General features: G+C 73.6%; 4 protein-coding genes. All 4 read right to left on the bottom strand.

All coding sequences use genetic code 11. The features are described 5' to 3' along the window. Nucleotides 1-53 precede the first annotated feature (53 nt). The 4 genes from HHX41_RS09590 to HHX41_RS09575 are packed head-to-tail and all read right to left on the bottom strand — an operon-like array spanning nucleotide 54 to nucleotide 19,024. Nucleotides 54-866: a thioesterase II family protein gene (locus HHX41_RS09590; RefSeq protein WP_220503877.1), complete on the bottom strand. Its 813-nt coding sequence runs from the start codon at nucleotides 864-866 to the stop codon at nucleotides 54-56. Continuing rightward, nucleotides 863-7,081 (bottom strand): non-ribosomal peptide synthetase/type I polyketide synthase, encoded by a 6,219-nt coding sequence (locus HHX41_RS09585; RefSeq protein ID WP_182905613.1) that lies wholly within the window; start codon nucleotides 7,079-7,081, stop codon nucleotides 863-865. Before HHX41_RS09585 ends, HHX41_RS09590 begins: the two co-directional genes overlap by 4 nt. Continuing rightward, nucleotides 7,074-15,308 carry a non-ribosomal peptide synthetase gene (locus tag HHX41_RS09580; protein ID WP_182905612.1) on the bottom strand — a complete coding sequence of 2,745 codons (8,235 nt, stop codon included), beginning with the start codon at nucleotides 15,306-15,308 and terminating at the stop codon, nucleotides 7,074-7,076. Before HHX41_RS09580 ends, HHX41_RS09585 begins: the two co-directional genes overlap by 8 nt. Before the next feature lie 59 nt (nucleotides 15,309-15,367). Beyond that, nucleotides 15,368-19,024 (bottom strand): ATP-binding cassette domain-containing protein, encoded by a 3,657-nt coding sequence (locus HHX41_RS09575; protein WP_182905611.1) that lies wholly within the window; start codon nucleotides 19,022-19,024, stop codon nucleotides 15,368-15,370. Nucleotides 19,025-19,033: the final 9 nt, after the last annotated feature.

Genomic DNA, 19,033 nt, shown 5'->3' with positions numbered 1-19,033 from the left:
GCCCACTTCGCCGTCCTTCACGCGGGCCGGGAATTTCGCATCCCGGTCTCGGATCAGAGAGCGTTCTCCGGTGTGGCCCCACGATGGATTCTCGCGAGGGCGGCCGTCAGCCCGGTTCGTACCGTGTTCAGGAGTGCGGGCTGGGCCGTGCGCAGGAAGAAGTGGCCGCCGGGAAGCACCTGGTGCAGGAAGGTGGCCGATGTCTGCTCCTGCCAGGGAGAGACCCGCTCGGCGGGCACCTCCTGGTCCTCCGTGCCGGCGAAGGCGAAGATGGGGCACGTGAGCGGCGGCTCGGGCCGGTACGCGTACGTCTCGCAGACCGCGAAGTCCGCGCGGATGGCCGGCACGAGGAGTTCGAGCAGTTCGGGCTCGGCGATGACCTCCTCGGGCAGGCCGCCCATGGACCGCAGCCGTGCGATCACGACGTCTTCCGGCTGATCGTGGATCCCTGGCCGCTCCCGCCGGAGTTGGGGGGCGGCACCGCCGGAGGCGAACAGTACGCGCGGCCCGGCGGCGCCGCGCCGGCGCAGCTCGCGGGCCAGCTCGAACGCCACCAGCGCGCCCATGCTGTGCCCGAACAGGGCGTACGGCACGTCGAGTTCGCCGGCCAGCGCCGAGGCCAGCGCCTCGACGAGCGGTTCGAGGCGAGTGAAGGGCCGCTCGTGCCAGCGGGTCTGGCGGCCGGGCAGCTCGACGGGGCACACCTCGACGTCATCGGCGAAGGCGTTCTGCCAGCTCGCGTAGGACGAGGCGGCGCCGCCCGCGTACGGCAGGCAGAGCAGCCGGATGGCCGGGGCGGGACGGCGGGGCGCGGCGCCCACGATCCAGCCGTGGGCGCGCGTCGTCCGGGATGCGGTGTGGCTCACCTACGGGTCTCCGTGGTCCGGGATCCGTCGGCGAGCAGCGAGCGGGCTTCTTCGTCGGACATCTCCTCCAGCTCGGACAGCAGCCGGTCCTCGATGAACAGCGCGGTGTCCTCCAGCGTGGGGCTGTCGAACAGCACGCGGATCGGCAGCTCGACGTCGAGTGCCTGCCGCAGGTGGACGACCGCGCGCATGGCCATGAGCGAGTCGCCGCCGAGCAGGAAGAAGTTGTCGTGGACGCCCACCCGTTCGACGTCGAGCAGGTTCGACCACACCTCCGCGACGATCTGCTCCAGGGAGGTGCGGGGCGCCTGGTACGCCCGCGTCTCCTCCTCCAGCGCGTCGTCCGGCACCTCCAGCGCCTTCCGGTCGACTTTGCCGTTCGCGGTGAGCGGGAGCGCGTCGAGTTCGAGGTAGACGCCGGGCACCATGTACGCCGGAAGTTTCCCGCCGAGGAACTCGCGCACGTCCTCCGGCACCTTCCGCGCCGCCCCGGGCACGACGAACGCCACGAGCCGTTTGGCGCCGCGCGGCTCGCCCTGGGCCACGATCACCGCGGCCTGGATGTCCGGGTGCTGGATGAGAGCGGCCTCGATCTCGCCCAGCTCGATGCGGTAGCCCTGCACCTTGACCTGGAAGTCCTCACGGCCGAGGAATTCGATGTCGCCGCCGGGCAGGAGGCGGCCGAGGTCTCCCGTACGGTAGAGACGCTCGCCGGTCTCGGGGTGGACGGGGAAGCTCGCCTCGGTCTTGGCCTGGTCGCGCAGATAGCCGAGGGCGAGGCCCACGCCGCCGATGTAGAGCTGTCCTGGCACGCCCGTCGGCCTCGGGCGGAGGGCGTCGTCGAGGACGTGGAACGTCTGGTTCCGCATCGGGCGGCCGTACGGGATGCTCGTCCAGTCCTCGGGCACCTCGCCGATGGGGTGGAGGATGGACCAGATGGACGCCTCGGTCGCGCCACCGAGGCTGACGAGCTCGGGCGCGCCGAGCACCTGCCGGATGCGGCCGGGCAGCGTGACGGGGATCCAGTCGCCGCTCATGAGCACCAGCCGCAGCCCGCTGCCGGTGGCCGCGTGTACGCTCATGTGCTCGACGAGCAGCTCCATCAGCGCCGGCACGGAGTTCCAGATCGTGACGCCGGCCGTCTCCATCAGCTCCAGCCAGGCGGCCGGGTCGCGGTGCGCTTGCGCGTCCGGTATGACGACCGCGCCGCCGACCGCGAGCGGGCCGAAGATGTCGTAGACCGACAGGTCGAAGCTGAGCGATGACAGTGCCAGGACGCGATCGTCCTGGCCTACGGCGAAGCGTTCGTTCACGTCGGCGACGGTGTTGAGCGCGCCGCGGTGGTCGATCATCACGCCCTTGGGCAGGCCGGTGGAACCCGAGGTGAAGATGACGTACGCCAGATCGCCCGGCGTCGTGGCGACCTCGCGTCCTGCCCCCGCCGGCGGGTCCGGCGCCAGCTCGTCGACGCGGATCACCGTGCGCCCGTCGCCGAAGCGGTCCTCGCCGGCCACCCGCGCCTGGGTCAGCACGGTGCGGACCTGGCCGTGGTCGAGCAGGAACCGGATCCGCTCGTCGGGCAGTTCGGGGTCGACAGGCAGGTACGCGCCGCCCGCCGCGAGGATGCCGAGCACCGCGGCGCACTGCTCCCAGCCCTTCTCCATGACCACGGCGACCAGCTCGTTCGGCCGCGCGTCGAGGCGGGCGGCGATGCCGTGCGCGCGGGCCGCCAGCTCGCCGTAGTCCAGTGTGCGGGACGGTGTGATGACGGCGGGCCGGTCAGGCCTGCGCGCCGCCTCGGCGAAGAACGGCGTGTGAAGCAGCCCCCCGGGCACCGGGCCTGCGGTCCGGTTGTAGGCCTCCCATGCCGCCAGCTCCGCGGCCGGGACCAGTGACGGCATGGGACGGCTCCAGCGCGTCTCGTCCTCCGCCAGCCAGGCCAGCAGCTCCAGCGTTGCGGCGTGCATGGCGGGAACCAGGCCGTCGGGGAAGAGCTCGTCGACGGCGTCGATGTCCAGCGCGAGCGCGCCGTCGACCTCGTACACCTGCGCGTCGATCCAGACCTGCGGGGTCTGCGAGATGCTGTAGACCACCTCGCCGAGCTGCTCGCTGTCGCCGTGGGCGGCGAACAGGCTGGTGAACACCACGGGCATCGCCGCCGCGGCCTCGCCGCGCGTCCGCTTCATCTCTCTCAGGACGCGGACGCCGCTGAACAGGCGGTGGTCCAGATCGGCCGCCAGCCGATCCCGCACGGCCGCCGCGCGCGCCTCGAACGACCGCTCGGCGGCGTCGATCTCCAGAAGCGTCACCGAGGTGAAGTCACCGAGGATCGCCTCGACCTGCGGGTGCAGCGGGAGCCGGTTGGCCATGGGGAGGTTGAGCGTGAAGCGCCGGTTCTTCGACCATGTGGCGAGCACCTCGCTGTAGGCGGCCAGTAGCAACGCGGTGGGCGTGATGCCGCGCCGCGTGCCCCACGCCTTGACGCTCGTCCACATCTCGGCCGGCAGCTCGCCCGCCACGCGGACGAACCGGGGGGCGTCGATGTGGCGCGGATCGCGGGCGAGCGGCAGCTCGGGGGCGAGGGCCAGGTCCGGGATCCGCTCCCGCCAGTACGCCTCCGCGCGGGCGTACAGGCCCGTCGATTCCAGGCTCCGCTCGGCCAGCACGTAGTCGCGGAAGGACAGGTCGAGCTCCGGCAGCGGGAGGTCCGGGTGCAGGTACAGCTGGGTGAGCTCGCGCAGGATCAGGTTGGAGGCCCACGCGTCGGTGATGAGGCCGTCGATGCTGTAGTGCAGGCGGGTGCGGTCGTCCAGGACGGTCGCGCGCAGCTCGAACAGCGGCCAGCGGTCGGTGGCGAAGTTCTGGTGGGAAATGGCGGCACGGGTGCGGTCGAGCACCGCCTGCGCCTCCTCCGCCGGGCGTCCGCGGACATCCTCGGTGACGATGACATAGTCGGGGACGTCCGGCAGGATCCGCTGCTCGCCGTGCGGGAGCACGACGGCGCGGAGCATGCCGTGCCGCCTGATGAGCCTGCGGAGCGCCTGCTCCAGGCGCGACAGGTCCAGATCGGGGACGTCCAACTCCTCGTAGCCGTGCATGCCGACGTTGCCGATGTCGAAGACGCCGGTGCGGCCGATCCAGTACGCCTGCTGCACGTCGGTCAGCGGGAACGGCTCCGACGCGGACCCGGGATCGGGGACGACGGTCGGCAGCGTCTCGATCGGCGCGGACCCGGCCCTGGCCGCCCTGACGACGGCCGCCACGCCCCGGATCGTCGGGTCCTCGACGAAGGCCCGGAGGGGCACCTCGGCGCCGCAGACCGTACGGATCCGGGCGGCGAGCTGGGCGGCGAGCAGGGAATGGCCGCCCAGCTCGAAGAAACTGGCCGACGGCTCGATGCGCGGCACCCCGAGCAGGTCGGAGAAGACGGCGGCGACCTCACGCTCGACTTCGTCCACGGGCGCCGTCACGGCTTCTTCCCTGACCTCGGCGGTGTCGCCCTCCGCGGCGCCCCGCCTCTTGAAGCCGCGCAGAGTGATGCCGTCCAGGGACCGCGACGGGCGAGGGCGCGCGCCGCGCGGCGGGTCGACCCAGTAGCGCTCGCGCTCGAAGGGGTACGTCGGCAGGGCGGTGCGGCGCGGCGTCGTCCCGCCGTGCAGCGCCTCCCAGGCGATCGACGCGCCGTGCCGCCACAGGTCGCCTGCGGCGGCCATGACCTCCGCCTGCGCGTCGCCCCCCGCGCTGTTCATGCCATCCATGCCGGACGACGGCAGCGATGCCACCGCGGCCCCGCCGTCCCGCAGGACGGTGCGGGCCAGAGCGGTCAGGACGTGGCCGGGACCGACCTCCAGCAGCAGCGTGCCGGGGCAGCCGACCGTACGCAGGCCGTCATGGAAGCGCACCGTGGAGCGCAGCTGCCGCGCCCAGTACGCCGGGTCGGTGGCCTCGGTCTCGCTGATCCAGGCACCGGTCACGTTCGACACGAACGGGAGGCGCGGAGGGGCGAGCCGCACCCGCGCGGCCTCCGCCTCGAACGCGGTGGCCGCGCCGTCCATCATGGCCGAGTGGAAGGCGTGCGAGGTCTTGAGCCGCTTGGCGGGCACCTCCAGCCCGGCCAGGCGGGCCTCGAAGTCCGCGACGGCGTCGAGCGGGCCGGAGACGACGCACTGGCGCGGCCCGTTCACGGCGGCCACCGCCAGGCCGTCGCCGAGCAGCGGCGTGAGCTCGGTCTCGGGCAGCGGCACGGCCACCATGGCGCCGGGGAGGGCGTCCTGCATGAGCCGGCCACGCACGGTGACCAGCCGTGCGGCGTCCTCGAACGTCATCACTCCGGCCAGGCACGCGGCCACGAGTTCTCCGATGCTGTGCCCCAGCATGGCCGCGGGGCGGACGCCCCAGGAGATCCACAGTTGCGCGAGCGCGTACTCCACCGCGAACAGCGCGGGCTGGGCGTACTCGGTCCGGTGGATCGTCGCGCTCTGTCTCGCTTCAGCGGGATACAGCAGGTGGCGCAGGTCCCTGCCGAGGATCGGCAGGAGGAACTCTGCGGCGCGGTCCACGTGCGCGCGGAAGACCGGCTCGCGCTCGTACAGGGTGCGCCCCATGCCCGCGCGCTGGGATCCCTGACCGGAGAAGGTGAAGATCACCTCGCGATCCTGGGCGGTCTCGGAGGCGAGGTCGCGCGGCGACCGTTCCAGGGCGCCGGCGGCCTCCTGGAGGCTCCGGCACACGACGAAGCGCCGGTACGGGAGCCGCCGGCGGCCACGCTGCAGCGTGTAGGCGACCTCGTCCAGGCGCTCGCCGGGGTTCGCGCGCAGGTGCGCGGCGAGCGCCGACGCCGAGGCGGCGAGCGCTTCCGGCGTGGCGGCCGAGAGGGGCAGCACGTGCAGGTCACGGCCCGCGCCGGTGATGACGGGCGGACGTGGCGGCGCCTCCTCCAACACGACGTGCGCGTTGGTGCCGCCGATGCCGAACGAGCTGACGCCCGCGCGCAGCACCTCACCGCGCCACTCGGCCAGGGACGCGTTGACGTAGAAAGGGCTGCCCTCCAGGCCCAGCTGCGGGTGGGGCGTGGTGAAGTTGAGCGAAGGCGGGAGCTCGCGGGCCTTCAACGCGAGCACGGTCTTGATCAGGCCGACCACGCCGGCCGCCGTGTCGAGATGGCCGACGTTCGTCTTCACCGAGCCGATGGCGCATCGGTCCGCGTCCGCGAACACGCTCTTCAAAGCGGCCACCTCGATGGGGTCGCCGAGTGGCGTGCCGGTGCCGTGGGCCTCCACGTACGTGATGCTCGCCGGGTCCACCTCGGCCACGCCGAGCGCCTCGGCGATGACGTCGGCCTGGCCCTCGACGCTCGGGGCGGTGAAGCCGACCTTGCGGGCGCCGTCGTTGTTGATCGCGGACCCGCGAATCACCGCGTGGATCACGTCGCCGTCGGCGAGCGCGTCCGAGAGCCGCTTCAGCACGACGAGGCCGGCGCCGCTGCCCGGAACGGTGCCGGAGGCGTCGGCGTCGAAGGCGCGGCAGTGCCCGTCGGGCGAGAGGATGCCGCCCGGCTCGTACAGGTAGCCCTGTCTCTGCGCGACCGTCGCGCCACCCGCCAGCGCGACGTCGCACTCGCCGCCGATGAGCGCCTGACACGCCAGGTGCACGGCCACGAGCGAGGTGGAGCAGCCGGTCTGCACACTGATGCTCGGGCCGCGCAGGTTCAGCTTGTACGAGATCCGCGTCGGCACGAAGTCCTTGTCGTTGCCGAGCGAGGTCTGGAACGCGCCGATCCGCGCCACGAGGTCCGGATTGGGCAGCAGATTGTGCAGGAAGTACGTGCTCGCTCCGACGCCGGCGTACACACCGGTCACGAGCTCGTCCGCATCCGACGCGAGACCCGCGTGCTCCAGCGCCTCCCAGGCGCATTCGAGCAACAGGCGGTGCTGCGGATCGAGTAGTTGCGCCTCACGCGGGTTGAACCCGAAGAACCGCGCGTCGAATCCCGCCGCGTCGTCAAGCACGCCGAGTGCCCGCACGTAGCCGGGGCGCCGGATCTCCTCCGGCGTGGCGCCGTCCGCCAGCAGCTCGTCGTCGGTGAGGGTGGCGATCGATTCGACGCCGTCGCGCAGGTTCCGCCAGAACCCCTCCAAAGTGGTGGCGCCGGGCACCCGCAGGGCCATCCCGACGACGGCGACGGCGTTGGCGGGCGGCACGTTCTCGTCAGTCATCACTCATGTCTCCAACGTCACGGGGTGTGGTCGCCCGCCTTCTGGGGCCTCGTTCGGCCTGGCGCGTCCGCCGGGCCTCGGCCCTGCGGCGTCCCGCGCTCCCGCCGGCGGGACCGTCGCCGGCGGCGAGGTGCCGGGCGAGTGTGCGTACGGTCGGGAATCGGAACAGTTCCACCACCGGCACCTTCGTGCCGAGCAGCGCGGACAACCTGGACTGGACGCGCACGATCAGCAGTGAGTGGCCGCCGAGTTCGAAGAAGTTGTCGTCGGCGCCGACGTGGTCGAGCGCGAGGACGTCGCGCCAGATCGAGGCGACGGCGCTCTCCATTTCGCCGGCGACGGCGCCGCGGAGCTCACCCGCTCCCCTCGGCACGTCCCGCGCGGGCGCCGGGAGCGCGCGCCGGTCGATCTTGCCGCGCTCGCCGCGCGGCAGCCGGTCGAGGACGACGACCATACCCGGCACCATGTAGCCGGGCAGCCGTCCGGCCAGGTACCCGCGCACGTCCCCGGCCGTGGCCCCGTCCGCGAGCGTCACGTACCCGACGAGCATGGGCCGGCCCGGGGTGTCCTCGCGCAGCACGGCGGCTGCCTCGCCGACGGCCGGGTGTGCGGCCAGCGCGGCCTCGACCTCGCCGAGTTCGATACGGAAGCCGCGCAGCTTGATCTGGTCGTCGCCACGGCCGAGGAACTCGAGCACGCCGCCGGCCCCGCGGCGGGCGCGGTCCCCGGTCGCGTACATGCGGTCGCCGGGCGCGCCCCAGGGATCGGGCAGGAAGTGCCCGGCGGTCCTGGCCGGATCGCCGAGGTAACCCTGCGAGACGCCGGCGCCCGCCAGGTACAGGTCGCCGGGCACCCCCCGCGGCACCGGGCGCAGGGCGGCGTCGAGCACGTAGGCACGCACGCCGGGCAGCGGCCGCCCGATCGGGACGGTGGTCCCGTGGACGGGCGCGGGCGGCGGCTCGTGGACGGTGGCGGTGATCGTCGTCTCCGTCGGGCCGTAGGCGTTGAGCCAGCGCACGTGCCCGGGAGCGGCGGCCTGCCACTCGGCGAGCTTGCCGCCGTCGACGCGCTCACTGCCCACGACCACGAGGCGGAGCGAGGGACACGCCGCCGGCGGGTGCTGGACCAGCACGGACACCCACTCGTGCCAGTAGGACGCGGGCAGGTTGAGCACGGACAGGCGCTCCTCCCGCACCAGGGTCGTCAACTCCTCGATCCCGGGGGCGGGCCCCACCGGCGGGAGGACCACAGCCGCACCGCGGATGAGGGTCGCGAACAACTCCTCCGCTGCCACGTCGAACGTGAGCGCCGCGAACTGCAGGACACGGTCGTCCGGTTCGAGCGCATACCGGTCGGCGACGGCCTGGAGCGTGTGCGCGAGGTTGGCGTGACCCACGCACACCCCCTTGGGACGTCCCGTCGTGCCCGAGGTGTAGAGGATGTAAGCCGTCCCTGCGGGGTGCGCCGCGTACGGCACGCGTATGGCGGGCTGCTCGCCGATTTCCTCGACGGCGGCGAACGGCACCGGACAGTCCGGCGGCGCGCCCGTGGCCCGCGACCCGAGGACCAGGACGGCCGCCGAGTCGCGCAGCACGTGCTCGGCGCGTTCGCGCGGGCCGTGCACGTCGACGGGGACGTAGGCCGCGCCCGCCTTCATGATCCCGAGCAGGGCGACCGGCCAGGCGAGCGACCGGTCCATCCAGACCGCGACCGCGCTGCCCGGGCTCACGCCGCGCGCCCGGAGGTGGGCGCTCACGGCGTCGGAGCGCGCGTCCAGTTCGGCGTAGGTGAGCGAGCGGCCGACCTGGCGCAGCGCCGTCCGCTCGGGCCAGCGGGCGACGGCTGCGGCGAAGAGCGCCGGGACGGTGGTGTCGCCGGAGGTGCCGGGTACAGTGCCGGTCTCGAGCAGGGCGGCGAGCTCGTCCTCACCCGCCATCGCCAGGTCGGACACGCGCGTCTCCGGCGCCGCGAGCGCGGATTCGAGCAGGGTCAGGTAGTGCCGCATCATGCCCTCGACCGTCTCCCGGTCGAACAGGTCGACGTCGTACTCGACGCTGCCGCGCAGCTCGCCGGAGCCCAGGGGCGCCTCCTCCCACGCCACCGTCAGGTCGAACTTCGCGACCCGGCCCACCGGCTCACGGGCCGACACGGACAGGCCGGGCAGCTCGGCCGTGCTCATGGACGCGTCCTGCATCGCCAGCATGACCTGGAACAGCGGCGCCCGTCCCGGGTCGCGCGGCGGCTTCAGCGCCTCCACCACCTGCTCGAACGGCACGTCCTGGTGGTCGTAGGCGGACAGCGTCTCCTCGCGCACCCGCGCCAGGAAGCCGGCGAACGTGGGCTCGTCGTCCCAGCGGGCACGCAACACCAGCGTGTTGACGAAGAACCCGACGACTCCGGCCGTCTCCGGCCGGGTACGACCGGAGATCGGCGTGCCGACGCTGACGTCCGTGACCCCCGCGTACCGGCCGAGCAGCAGGTGGAAGGCGGCCAGCAGGGTCATGAACCGGGTGACCCCGTGGGCGCGGCTCACCTCGTTCAGCCGGCGGGCGAGCGCGGCCGGCAGCCGCAGCGGGAACGTCTCGCCCGCGTAGCGGGGCACGGGCGGGCGCGGACGGTCCGTCGGCAGGTCGAGTGCCGGCGGCGCGCCCGCCAGGCGGTCCTTCCAGTACGCGAGCTGCGCCCGGCCCACCCCGTCGGCCAGGTACGCGCGCTGCCAGAGGGCGTAGTCGGCGTACTGGATCGGGAGCAGTGGGAGTCTCGCCTCCTCGCCCCGGCGCGCCGCCTCGTACAGCGTGCCGAGCTCGGCCAGCAGCACGCCCATCGACCAGCCGTCCGCCACGATGTGGTGGACGGTCAGCAGCAGCACCCACCGCTCGTCGGCCACGCGCAGCGCCCGCCCGCGCAGCAGCGGCCCGCGTTCCAGGTCGAACGGCTCCGACGCCTCCGCCGCGATCGCCGCCTCGGCGTCGCCCCCGCGAAGATCGGCGATCTCCATCGGCACCGCCCCGTCCGCCTCGACGACCTGCCGCACCTCGTCGCCGTCGGTGGTGAAGCGGGTGCGCAGCGACGGGTGCCGCGCCGCGAGCGCGGCGAGCGCCGTACGCAGGGCCGTGACGTCCAAAGGCCCGTCGACGTCCAGCGCGACCGGCACGTTGTAGAGCGGGCTGCCGGGGACGAGCCGGTCGAGGAACCACAGACGTCGCTGGGCGAACGACGCCGGGTGCGGCCCCGGCCCGGCCGGTGGGATGGGCGCCGGCGCGTCCGTCCCGCGGGCGGCGCCGGCGCGGGCCGCGAGCGCGGCGACCGTCGGCGCCTCGAAGATCGCGCGGACGCCGAGCCCGACCCCGAGCCGCGCCGAGACGCGCGCCACGACCTGCGCCGCCAGCAGCGAGTGGCCGCCGAGCGCGAAGAAGTCGTCGTGGGCCGAGACGCGCGCCAGGCCGAGCACGTCCTCCCAGACCTGGGCGACGAGTTCCTCGGCCGGGCCGCGCGGCGCCACGTACGTGCCGGCCCGCACGCCGTCCCCGTCGGCCGGGGCGGGCAGGGCACGGCGGTCCACCTTGCCGTTGGGGGTGAGTGGCAGGGCGGGGAGGGCGACGTACCAGTTCGGCACCATCGCCTCGGGCAGCCGCGCCAGCAGGTACGCGCGCAGCGCCGCCGGCTCGACCGCCGGTTCGCGGTCCGCGACGACGTACGCCACCAGGTGCCTGCCGCCGTCCCCGTCCCGCGCGTCGACCACGGCCGCCGACACGCCGGGGCACGTCGTGAGCACGCTCGCGATCTCGTCCGGCTCGATCCGGACCCCGCGGATCTTCACCTGGGCGTCGGTGCGGCCCAGGTAATCGAGCGTGCCGTCCTCGCGCCAGCGGACCACGTCGCCGGTTCGGTACAGGCGTTCGCCGACGCCGTACGGGCTCGGCACGAAGCGCTCGGCGGTGAGGCCGGGACGTCCGGTGTAGCCGCGGCCGAGGCCCGCGCCGCCGAGGTGGAGCTCGCCGGGAACGCCCACGCCGCTCTCGCGACCGCGGGTGTCCAGCACATGCAGGCCGGTGCCCGCGATGGGACGGCCGATGGGCACGCGGGGGGCCGCGGCGTCGGCGTCGGCGACGTCGTACGTGCTCGCGATCGTGGTGCCCTCGGTCGGGCCGTAGGCGTTGACCAGCCGCAGCGCGGGCGCGGCGGCGCGGACGGCGGCCACGCGGCGCGCGTCGGCCGCCTCGCCGCCGAAGAACAGCGTGCGCAGCGGCGCGAACATCGCCGGGTCGGCGTCCGCGCACAGATGGAAGAGCGAGGTGGTGAGCAGCATCGCGGTGACGCCGCCGGTCTCGATCCGGGCGCGGAGCCGGTCCGGCGAGAGCACGTCGTCCTGGCCGATCCCCGCGAGCCGGGCGCCGTTGAGCAGCGCACCCCACACCTCGAACGTGGCCGCGTCGAAGGAGACGCTGGCGACCTGCGCCACCACGTCCGATGGGCCGAAGCCGAGATAGTCCGCCTCGCACACCAGCCGGACGATGCCGCGGTGGGTGATGTCCACCCCCTTGGGACGCCCGGTGGAACCGGAGGTGTAGAGCACGCACGCCCGCTGCTCGGGGTGCACGCCGGGCAGGGGCGCCCCGGGCGCGGCGGGGTCCAGCTCACCGAGCCGGACGACGGGCACGCCGGGCGCGAACGCCGGCTCCCGATCCACGAGCACCAGGCACGCGCCGCTGTCCTCCACCATGTACGCCAGCCGCTCCGCCGGATGCCCGAGATCGAGCGGCAGGTACGCCGCACCCGCGGTCACGACGGCGAGCATGGCCACGACCAGCGCCGCCGAGCGGTCCATGGCCAGCCCCACGACGCTGTCAGCCGTGACGCCCCGCTCGCCCAGCGCCCGCGCCAGCCGCTCCGCGCGGGCGCGCAGTTCGGCGTAGGTGAGCGTGTCGTCGTCGAACGTCAACGCCACCGCGCCGGGCGCCGACCCGGCCCGTGCGTGGAACGCCTCCAGCACGTCTCCCGCCCGCGCCGTCGCGCCGCGCGACCCCCACGCGGCCAGCAGCGCGCGTTCCTCCCGCGTGGTGTGCGGGAGGTCGGACACCGGCGAGTCCGGCGCCGCCAGCGCGGCCTCCAGCAGCGTCACGTAGTGCCGCATCAACCGCTCGACCGTCGCCCGGTCGAACAGGTCGGCGTCGTAGTCGACCGTGGCGCGTAGCTCGCCGGACTCCAGCGGCGTCTCGTCCCAGGTGACGGTCAGGTCGAACTTCGCCGGGCGGACGACGGGCTCGCGCACGGACGCCGACAGGCCCGGCAGATCCGCCTCGCCCTCCGGTGCGTTGGCCATCGCCAGCACGACCTGGAACAGCGGGGTACGGCGTGGGTCGCGCGGCGGGTTGAGCGCGTCCACGACGTGTTCGAAGGGGACGTCCTGGCGTTCGTGCGCCCCGAGCGTCGTCTCGCGGACCCGCTCCAGCAGCGCGGCGAACGTCGGCTCGTCCTCCCATCGGGTGCGCAGCACGATCATGTTCACGAAGTAGCCGATGAGCCCTTCCAGCTCCGGCCGGGTGCGGCCCGAGGCCGGGGTGCCGACGCTGACGTCCTGGACGCCCGCGTGGCGGCCCAGCACGAGCTGGTAGGCGGCCAGCAGCGTCATGAACCGCGTGACCCCGTGGGCATGGCTGACCTCGGCCAGCCGCCGCGCCGTGGCGGCGTCGAGCGTGACGGCGAAGGAGCCGCCGACGTGCCGCGGCACGTCGGGGCGGACGCGATCGGTGACGAGGTCGAGCGTGGGGGGCGCGCCGGCGAGCCGGTCCTTCCAGTACGCGAGCTGTGCCCGGCCCACCCTTTCCGCCAGATGGGCGCGTTGCCAGGCGGCGAAGTCGGCGTACTGGACGGGCAGCGGCGCGAGGTTCGCGTCCTCGCCCCGGCACGCGGCCCCATAGAGGGCGCCGAGCTCCCGCAGGAGGATGCCGAACGACCAGCCGTCGTACACGATGTGGTGGACGGTCAGCAGCAGCACCCACCGCTCGTCGGCCAGGTGGAGCAGGCAGGCGCGGAACAGCGGTCCGCGCTCCAGGTCGAACGGGCGCAGGGCCTCGGCTGAGGCGCGTGCGGTGACCGCGGTCGCGAGGTCGCCGCACGCCCGGAGGTCGGCCACCTCGACCGGCACCTCGCCCGGCGGGTCGACGATCTGCCGGACGTCGTCGCCGGCGCCGGTGAAACGGGTGCGCAGCGGGGCGTGCCGGGCGGCCAGCGCGGCCAGCGCCGTACGCAGGGCCGCGACGTCCAAAGGCCCGTCGACGTCCAGTGCGATGGGCTCGTTGTAGACCGGGCCGCCGGGGTCGAGCCGGTCGAGGAACCACAGGCCGCGCTGTGCGTACGAGGCCGGTTGCGGCCCGTCCCCGGCGGGCGCGATGACCGGTGCCGCGGCGGTCTTCGGCGCCCGTTCCACGCGGCGGGCGAGCGCGCGTACGGTGGGCGCCTCGAACACGTCGCGCACGCCGAGTTCCACCCCGAGCCGCGCGGCGGCGTGGGAGGCGACGCGGGCCGCCACCAGCGAGTGACCGCCCAGCGAGAAGAAGTCGTCGTCCGCGTAGACCTGCGGGATCGCCAGCAGCTCCCGCCAGATCCCGGCCAGCAGGTGCTCGACGGCGCCCTCCAGCGGGGTGTCCGCGGAACGCTCCCCGGCGTCGTCGCGCGTGGGCGCGGGCAGCGCCCGCCGGTCGAGCTTGCCGCTGGGGGAGAGCGGCAGCGCTGTCACGGGCACGTACCAGTTGGGCACCATGTAATCCGGCAGCGCCGCGCGCAGGTGGTCGCGGAGCTCCACGGGGTCGGCGACCGCCCCGGGGCGCGGCACGACGTACGCGGCCAGCCGCTTGTCCTCGGCCTCGCCCAGGGCCGCCACCGCGGCCTCGCGGACCGCCGGATGGCGGGAGAGCACGCTCTCGATCTCGCCGAGCTCGATGCGGTAGCCGCGGATCTTCACCTGGTCGTCGGCGCGCCCCAGGTATTCCAGGACGCCGTCGGCCCGCCACCGGGCCAGGTCGCCGGTGCGGTAAAGGCGCTCGCCCACGCCGAACGGGCTCGGCACGAACCGTTCCGCGGTCAGGCCCGGCCGCTCGACGTACCCGCGGGCGAGCGGCCGGCCGCCCAGGTAGAGCTCGCCCGACACGCCGATCGGGACGGGTGTCAGGGCCTCGTCGAGGACGTACACGGTGGCGTTGGCGATGGGCCGGCCGATGGGGATGGCGCGTGTGGCGGCCTCGGGCGGGCACGGGAAGAAGGTCACCTCGACGGCGGCCTCGGTGGGGCCGTACAGGTTGAGCAGCTCGGGGGCGACGCGCCGCTCGTGGAAGCGCCTGACGAGGTCGGCGCTGAGCGCCTCGCCGCTGCAGAAGACCCGCCGCAGGCTCGCGGTGCGGCCTTCCAGGCCGGGCTCGTCCAGTAGGGCCCGCAGCATCGAGGGCACGAAGTGCACCAGGGTGATCCCGTGCTCGGCGATGGCCCGGACCAGGTACGGCGGTTCGCGGTGGCCGTCGGGCCGGGCCATCACCAGCGTCGCGCCCTGCAGCAGCGGCCCGAACAGCTCCCAGACGGACACGTCGAAGCTGACCGGCGTCTTCTGCAGGATCCGGTCGGAGGCGGTGAACGGGTACACGTGCTGCATCCAGTGCAGCCGGTTCACCACGGCCTCGTGCGTGTTCATCACGCCCTTGGGCCGGCCGGTGGATCCGGACGTGAAGATCACGTACGCGAGCGAGGCGGGGTGCACGGTCACGCCCGGCCGCGCCGGGCTCTCGCCGGCCAGGTCGTCGAGGTGGAGCACGGCCGCGTCCCCGGCCGGGACGAGACCGGCCTGCTCCCGGTTGGTCACCAGCGCCACGAGCCCCGCGTCCTCGGCCATGTTCGCCAGGTGCTCGCGCGGATAGCCGGGGTCGAACGGCACGTACGCGGCGCCGGACTTGAGGATGCCGAAGATCGCCACCATGAGGCCGAGCGAGCGCTCCAGGCAGAGGCCCACCCGCGACTCCGGGCCCGCCCCGGCGCGGATGAGCGCGTGGGCGAGCCGGTTGGCGTGCTCGTCGAGCTCGCGGTAGGTCAGGACATCGTCGTCGAACCGTACGGCGACCGCGTCGGGCGTACGGTCGGCCTGCTGCTCGAACAGCCCTGCGAGTGTGCCCTTCGGCAGGTCCACGCAGGTGTCGTTCCAACGCCTGACCGTGAGCTCGCGCTGCTCCGCGGCACTCATGTGGGCAGGCCGCGCAGACGGCGCGGACGGCTCTGCGGACGTGGGGAACGCGTCCTCGCTCATGGCGTCCTCAGTGCGTCGGCCAGCGAGCCCGGGCGCTCGTCGGTCACCACGCGCGCGACCCGGCCGCCGTCGAGCATGACGACGCGGTCGGCGTCCGTGAGCGTGCCGCGCCGGTGCGCGATCATGAGCACGGTCGCTCCTTCGAGTTCGGTCTTGAGCGCGCGCTGAATGCGCGCGTCGGTCTCCGCGTCCAGGTTCGAGGTCGCCTCGTCGATGAGCACGACCTTCGCGCGGTGGAGCAGCGCCCGGGCCAGGCAGAACAGCTGGCGCTCACCGGCGCTCAGCTCGGCGCCGCCGGTGCCCGCCTCGTGCCCGAGCCCGCCCGGCAGCGCCTGCAGCCTGCCGCTCAGGCCGACCTTGTCCAGCACACCGGCGATCTCCTCGTCGGGAAACGCGCCGAACGGGTCGAGGTTGTCCCGCAGCGTGCCGGGCATCAGCACCGGCTCCTGCGGGATCACCGCGATCTTGGTGCGCAGGTCGCGCAGCCTGAGGGCCGACACGTCCACGCCGTCGATCAGGACGCGGCCCGACTCCGGCTCGGTGAAGCGCAGCAGCGCGGCGAACAGGCTCGACTTGCCGGCGCCCGTCCGGCCCGCGATGCCGGCCTTCTCCCCGGCGGGGACGTCGAAGGTGACGCCGTCCAGCGCGGGCGGCGCGCCTTCCGCGTAGCGCAGGGTGACGTCCTCGAAGCGGACCTCGCCCGCCGAGGGCCAGCCTTCGGGAGCCGGCCGGCCGTCCGCGGGTTCGATCGGCAGAAGCGTGTAGTCGTGGACGCGTTCGAAGCTCGTGAGCGCGAGGTCCATGGTCCGCACGGTGAGCAGGGCCATGGCGAGCGTGCCGGTCAGCGCGTACACGAGGCTGAGCCCGACGCCGGCGAAGCCCGCGCCGATGCCGCCCTGGACGACGAGCAGCACGGCGTAGCCGAACAGGATCGCCGCGCCCAGCAGGTCGAGCCGCAGGTTGAAGTGGCGCGACAGCGAGTTGACCGTGTAGTCGGCGTGCTGCGCGGTCCGTACGCGCGCCAGGAACGCCTCGTCGTAGCCGCGTACGCGGGCCGACCGGCCCTCGATCGAGGTGACGCCCTCGACCACCTCGGAGAGCATCGACAGCACCGGCTCCTTGGCCTGCCGTGCCAACCGGGACGCCTCCACCGTGCTCGACCGCGTACGGCGCTGCCACCGCAGGTAGAGCGCGATCGCGAACGGAGCGAAGATCAGTGCCGGCGGGCTCGTGGTGGCCAGCGCGATCCAGGGGACGGCCAGGCCCACGGCCACCCCGAGCGTGTCCAGCGTGTAGCCGGGCAGTTCGAGGTCGATGGTCTCCATGTCGGCGGAGAAGCGGGTCAGGACGCGACCCGACGGGTTCCTGTCGAAGAACGACAGCGGCGCGCGCAGGACGCGGCCCAGCATCGACCGATGCAGCGTCATGCCGGCCTTCACGCCGCGGGAGAAGGCGAAGGAGAACAAACTGCGGTCCAGCGTCAGCGCCATCAGGCCGAGGACGGCGAAGACGCCCGCGTACAGCAGCGTGCTCTGTCCCGGGCGCTCGGTCCACAGGCCGAGCCAGAACGAGGAGCCGGCCAGCACTCCCTGCCCCAGGACCGCCAGCGCGACCAGCGCCACGAGCAGCACGCCCGGGGTCAGCACACGCAGGTAGCCGCGGTAGGTGTTGCCCACGATCTTCCCGGTGCGGGACGGCAGGACCGGGGCGTCGGCCTCCTCGACCGCTTCCTCGTAGTCCTCCGCCTCCGGCTCGGCGTCCGCGGCGGCGGAGGGGGTGGCGGCGATGGCGGGCAGCAGTTCCGGCAGGCGGGCGGCGATCTCGTCGAATGTGCCGACGGCGGCCACGCGCCCGTCCTCCAAGACGATCACCCGGTCGGCGCGGCGGGCGTAGTCCAAGCGGTGGGTGGCCACGATCCTGGTCCGGCCGGCCAGCACGCCGGACAACAGCTCGTCCACGATGGTGACGGCGACGGCGTCGTCCACCGCGCTGGCCGGGTCGTCGACGAGGTAGACGTCGGCGTCCTCGTACGCGCCGCGGGCGAGCGCGACGCGCTGACGCTGCCCGCCGGACAGGTTCCAGCCGCGCTCGCCGATCACGGTCGCGTCCCGCGCGGGCAAGGCCGCCAGGTCGTCGCCGAGCGCGGCGGCGCGGATCACGGCGGCGTACCTGGCCGGGTCGTCGGGAGCGAAGCAGCGGATGTTCTCCGCGATCGTGGCCTGCATGATCCACGGCTTCTGCGGGACGTACACGATGCTGCCCGGCACCCGCGTGGCGCCGGAGACCGTACGCAAGGTGCCGGCGAGGGCGCCGAGCAGCGCGGACTTGCCGCTGCCGACTCGGCCGAGCACGCAGACGAACTCGCCCGGCGCGATCTCCAGGTCGACCTCGCGCAGGCAGGGCGCCGACTCCTCGGCCCCGGGCCAGGCGAATGAGGCGTTCGACACCGTGACGGCACCGCTGGGGAGGTGCTCGGCGTCCTGTCCGGTGTCCCCGTCGCCGGCGTCCGGCGCGTCGAGGAACGTGCCGATCTTGCCGAGCGCGACCCGCCACTCGTTGCGCATGTCGAGGTAGCGGACGAGCTCGGGCAGCTGCGAACGCAGCACGGTGAGGACGGCGATGGCGGAGAACACGTCCGCCGCCCGCAACGTGTTGCCGAAGGCGGCGTACGTGACCAGCGTCAGCGTGACCATCAGCACGGGTGTCGCCGAGCTCACCAGGTAGAGCGTGGCCAGCCGCTTCTGGCGGCGGACCAGGAGCTCGTTGAGCACCGAGCGCTCCCGGGTGACCGCCTGCTCGGCCACGTCCTCCCAGCCGTGCGCGCGCAGCGTCCGCATGGCCGCGACGAACTCGCTCACCAGCCCGATCCGTACGCCGTTGGCCGCCCGGATCTTCGGCACCAGCGCGTAGACGCGCGTGTTGGCCACGTTCGACAGGGCGAGCCCGGCGATGAGGACCGCGATACCCACCAGCCCGGCCCAGCCCACCAGGAAGCAGAGGATCACGCACGAGCCGGCGATCCCGAAGGGCACCGCCCACGCCATGTGCACGAACCCGAGCTGGCCGACGCGCTGCGCGTCCGACGAGGCAAGGGTGATCACCTCGCCGGTCGGGTGCGCGAGCCGCGCGCCGCGGTCCATCCGCAGGTACTTGCGCAGCACCTGGGTCCGCAGGAGCGCGGTGACCGACTGGGCCGTCTTCCACGCCTCGGACCACTGGTGCTTGTGCGCCACCGACTCCACCACGTGGAACAGGCCCAGGCCCGCGGCTATGAGCAGGCCCATGGCCAGCACGCCCGGCTCGGTCCCCTCGAACCAATCGATGAGCTCGCGCACGATCAGCGGCCCGACCGTGGCGAAGCCCTGGTAGGCGAGGAAGATCAGCGCCGCGAACCAGAACCGCCGCCGGTACGTGTCGTACAGCGCCGCGCGTAACGCGCCCGGTCGCGTCCGCCGGGCGGCGTACGCCTCCTCGAAGGCGGGCACGACGCGCCCGAGGTCGTCGTAGGGCGGGGGCACCAGGCTGTCGGACAGTTGCAACGGACGTTTCGTCCCGATCTCCACCAGGGAGGAGGGCCAGTGGATGAAGATCCGCGAGATGATGCCCGCCTGTCCTTCGCCGTTCGGGCGGATCGGTGTCTCGGTTTGCGCCACGTCTTCTCG

The sequence above is a fragment of the Microbispora sp. H13382 genome (assembly GCF_014161445.1).
In the GTDB taxonomy this organism is placed as follows: Bacteria; Actinomycetota; Actinomycetes; order Streptosporangiales; family Streptosporangiaceae; genus Microbispora.
This window is presented reverse-complemented; position numbering and strand designations above follow the sequence as displayed.

What these genes read in the sequence shown, in the direction of transcription:
- HHX41_RS09585 (WP_182905613.1), bottom strand. Translation starts at nt 7,081, where the DNA reads ATGACTGACGAGAACGTGCCGCCCGCCAACGCCGTCGCCGTCGTCGGG.
- HHX41_RS09580 (WP_182905612.1), bottom strand. Translation starts at nt 15,308, where the DNA reads ATGAGTGCCGCGGAGCAGCGCGAGCTCACGGTCAGGCGTTGGAACGAC.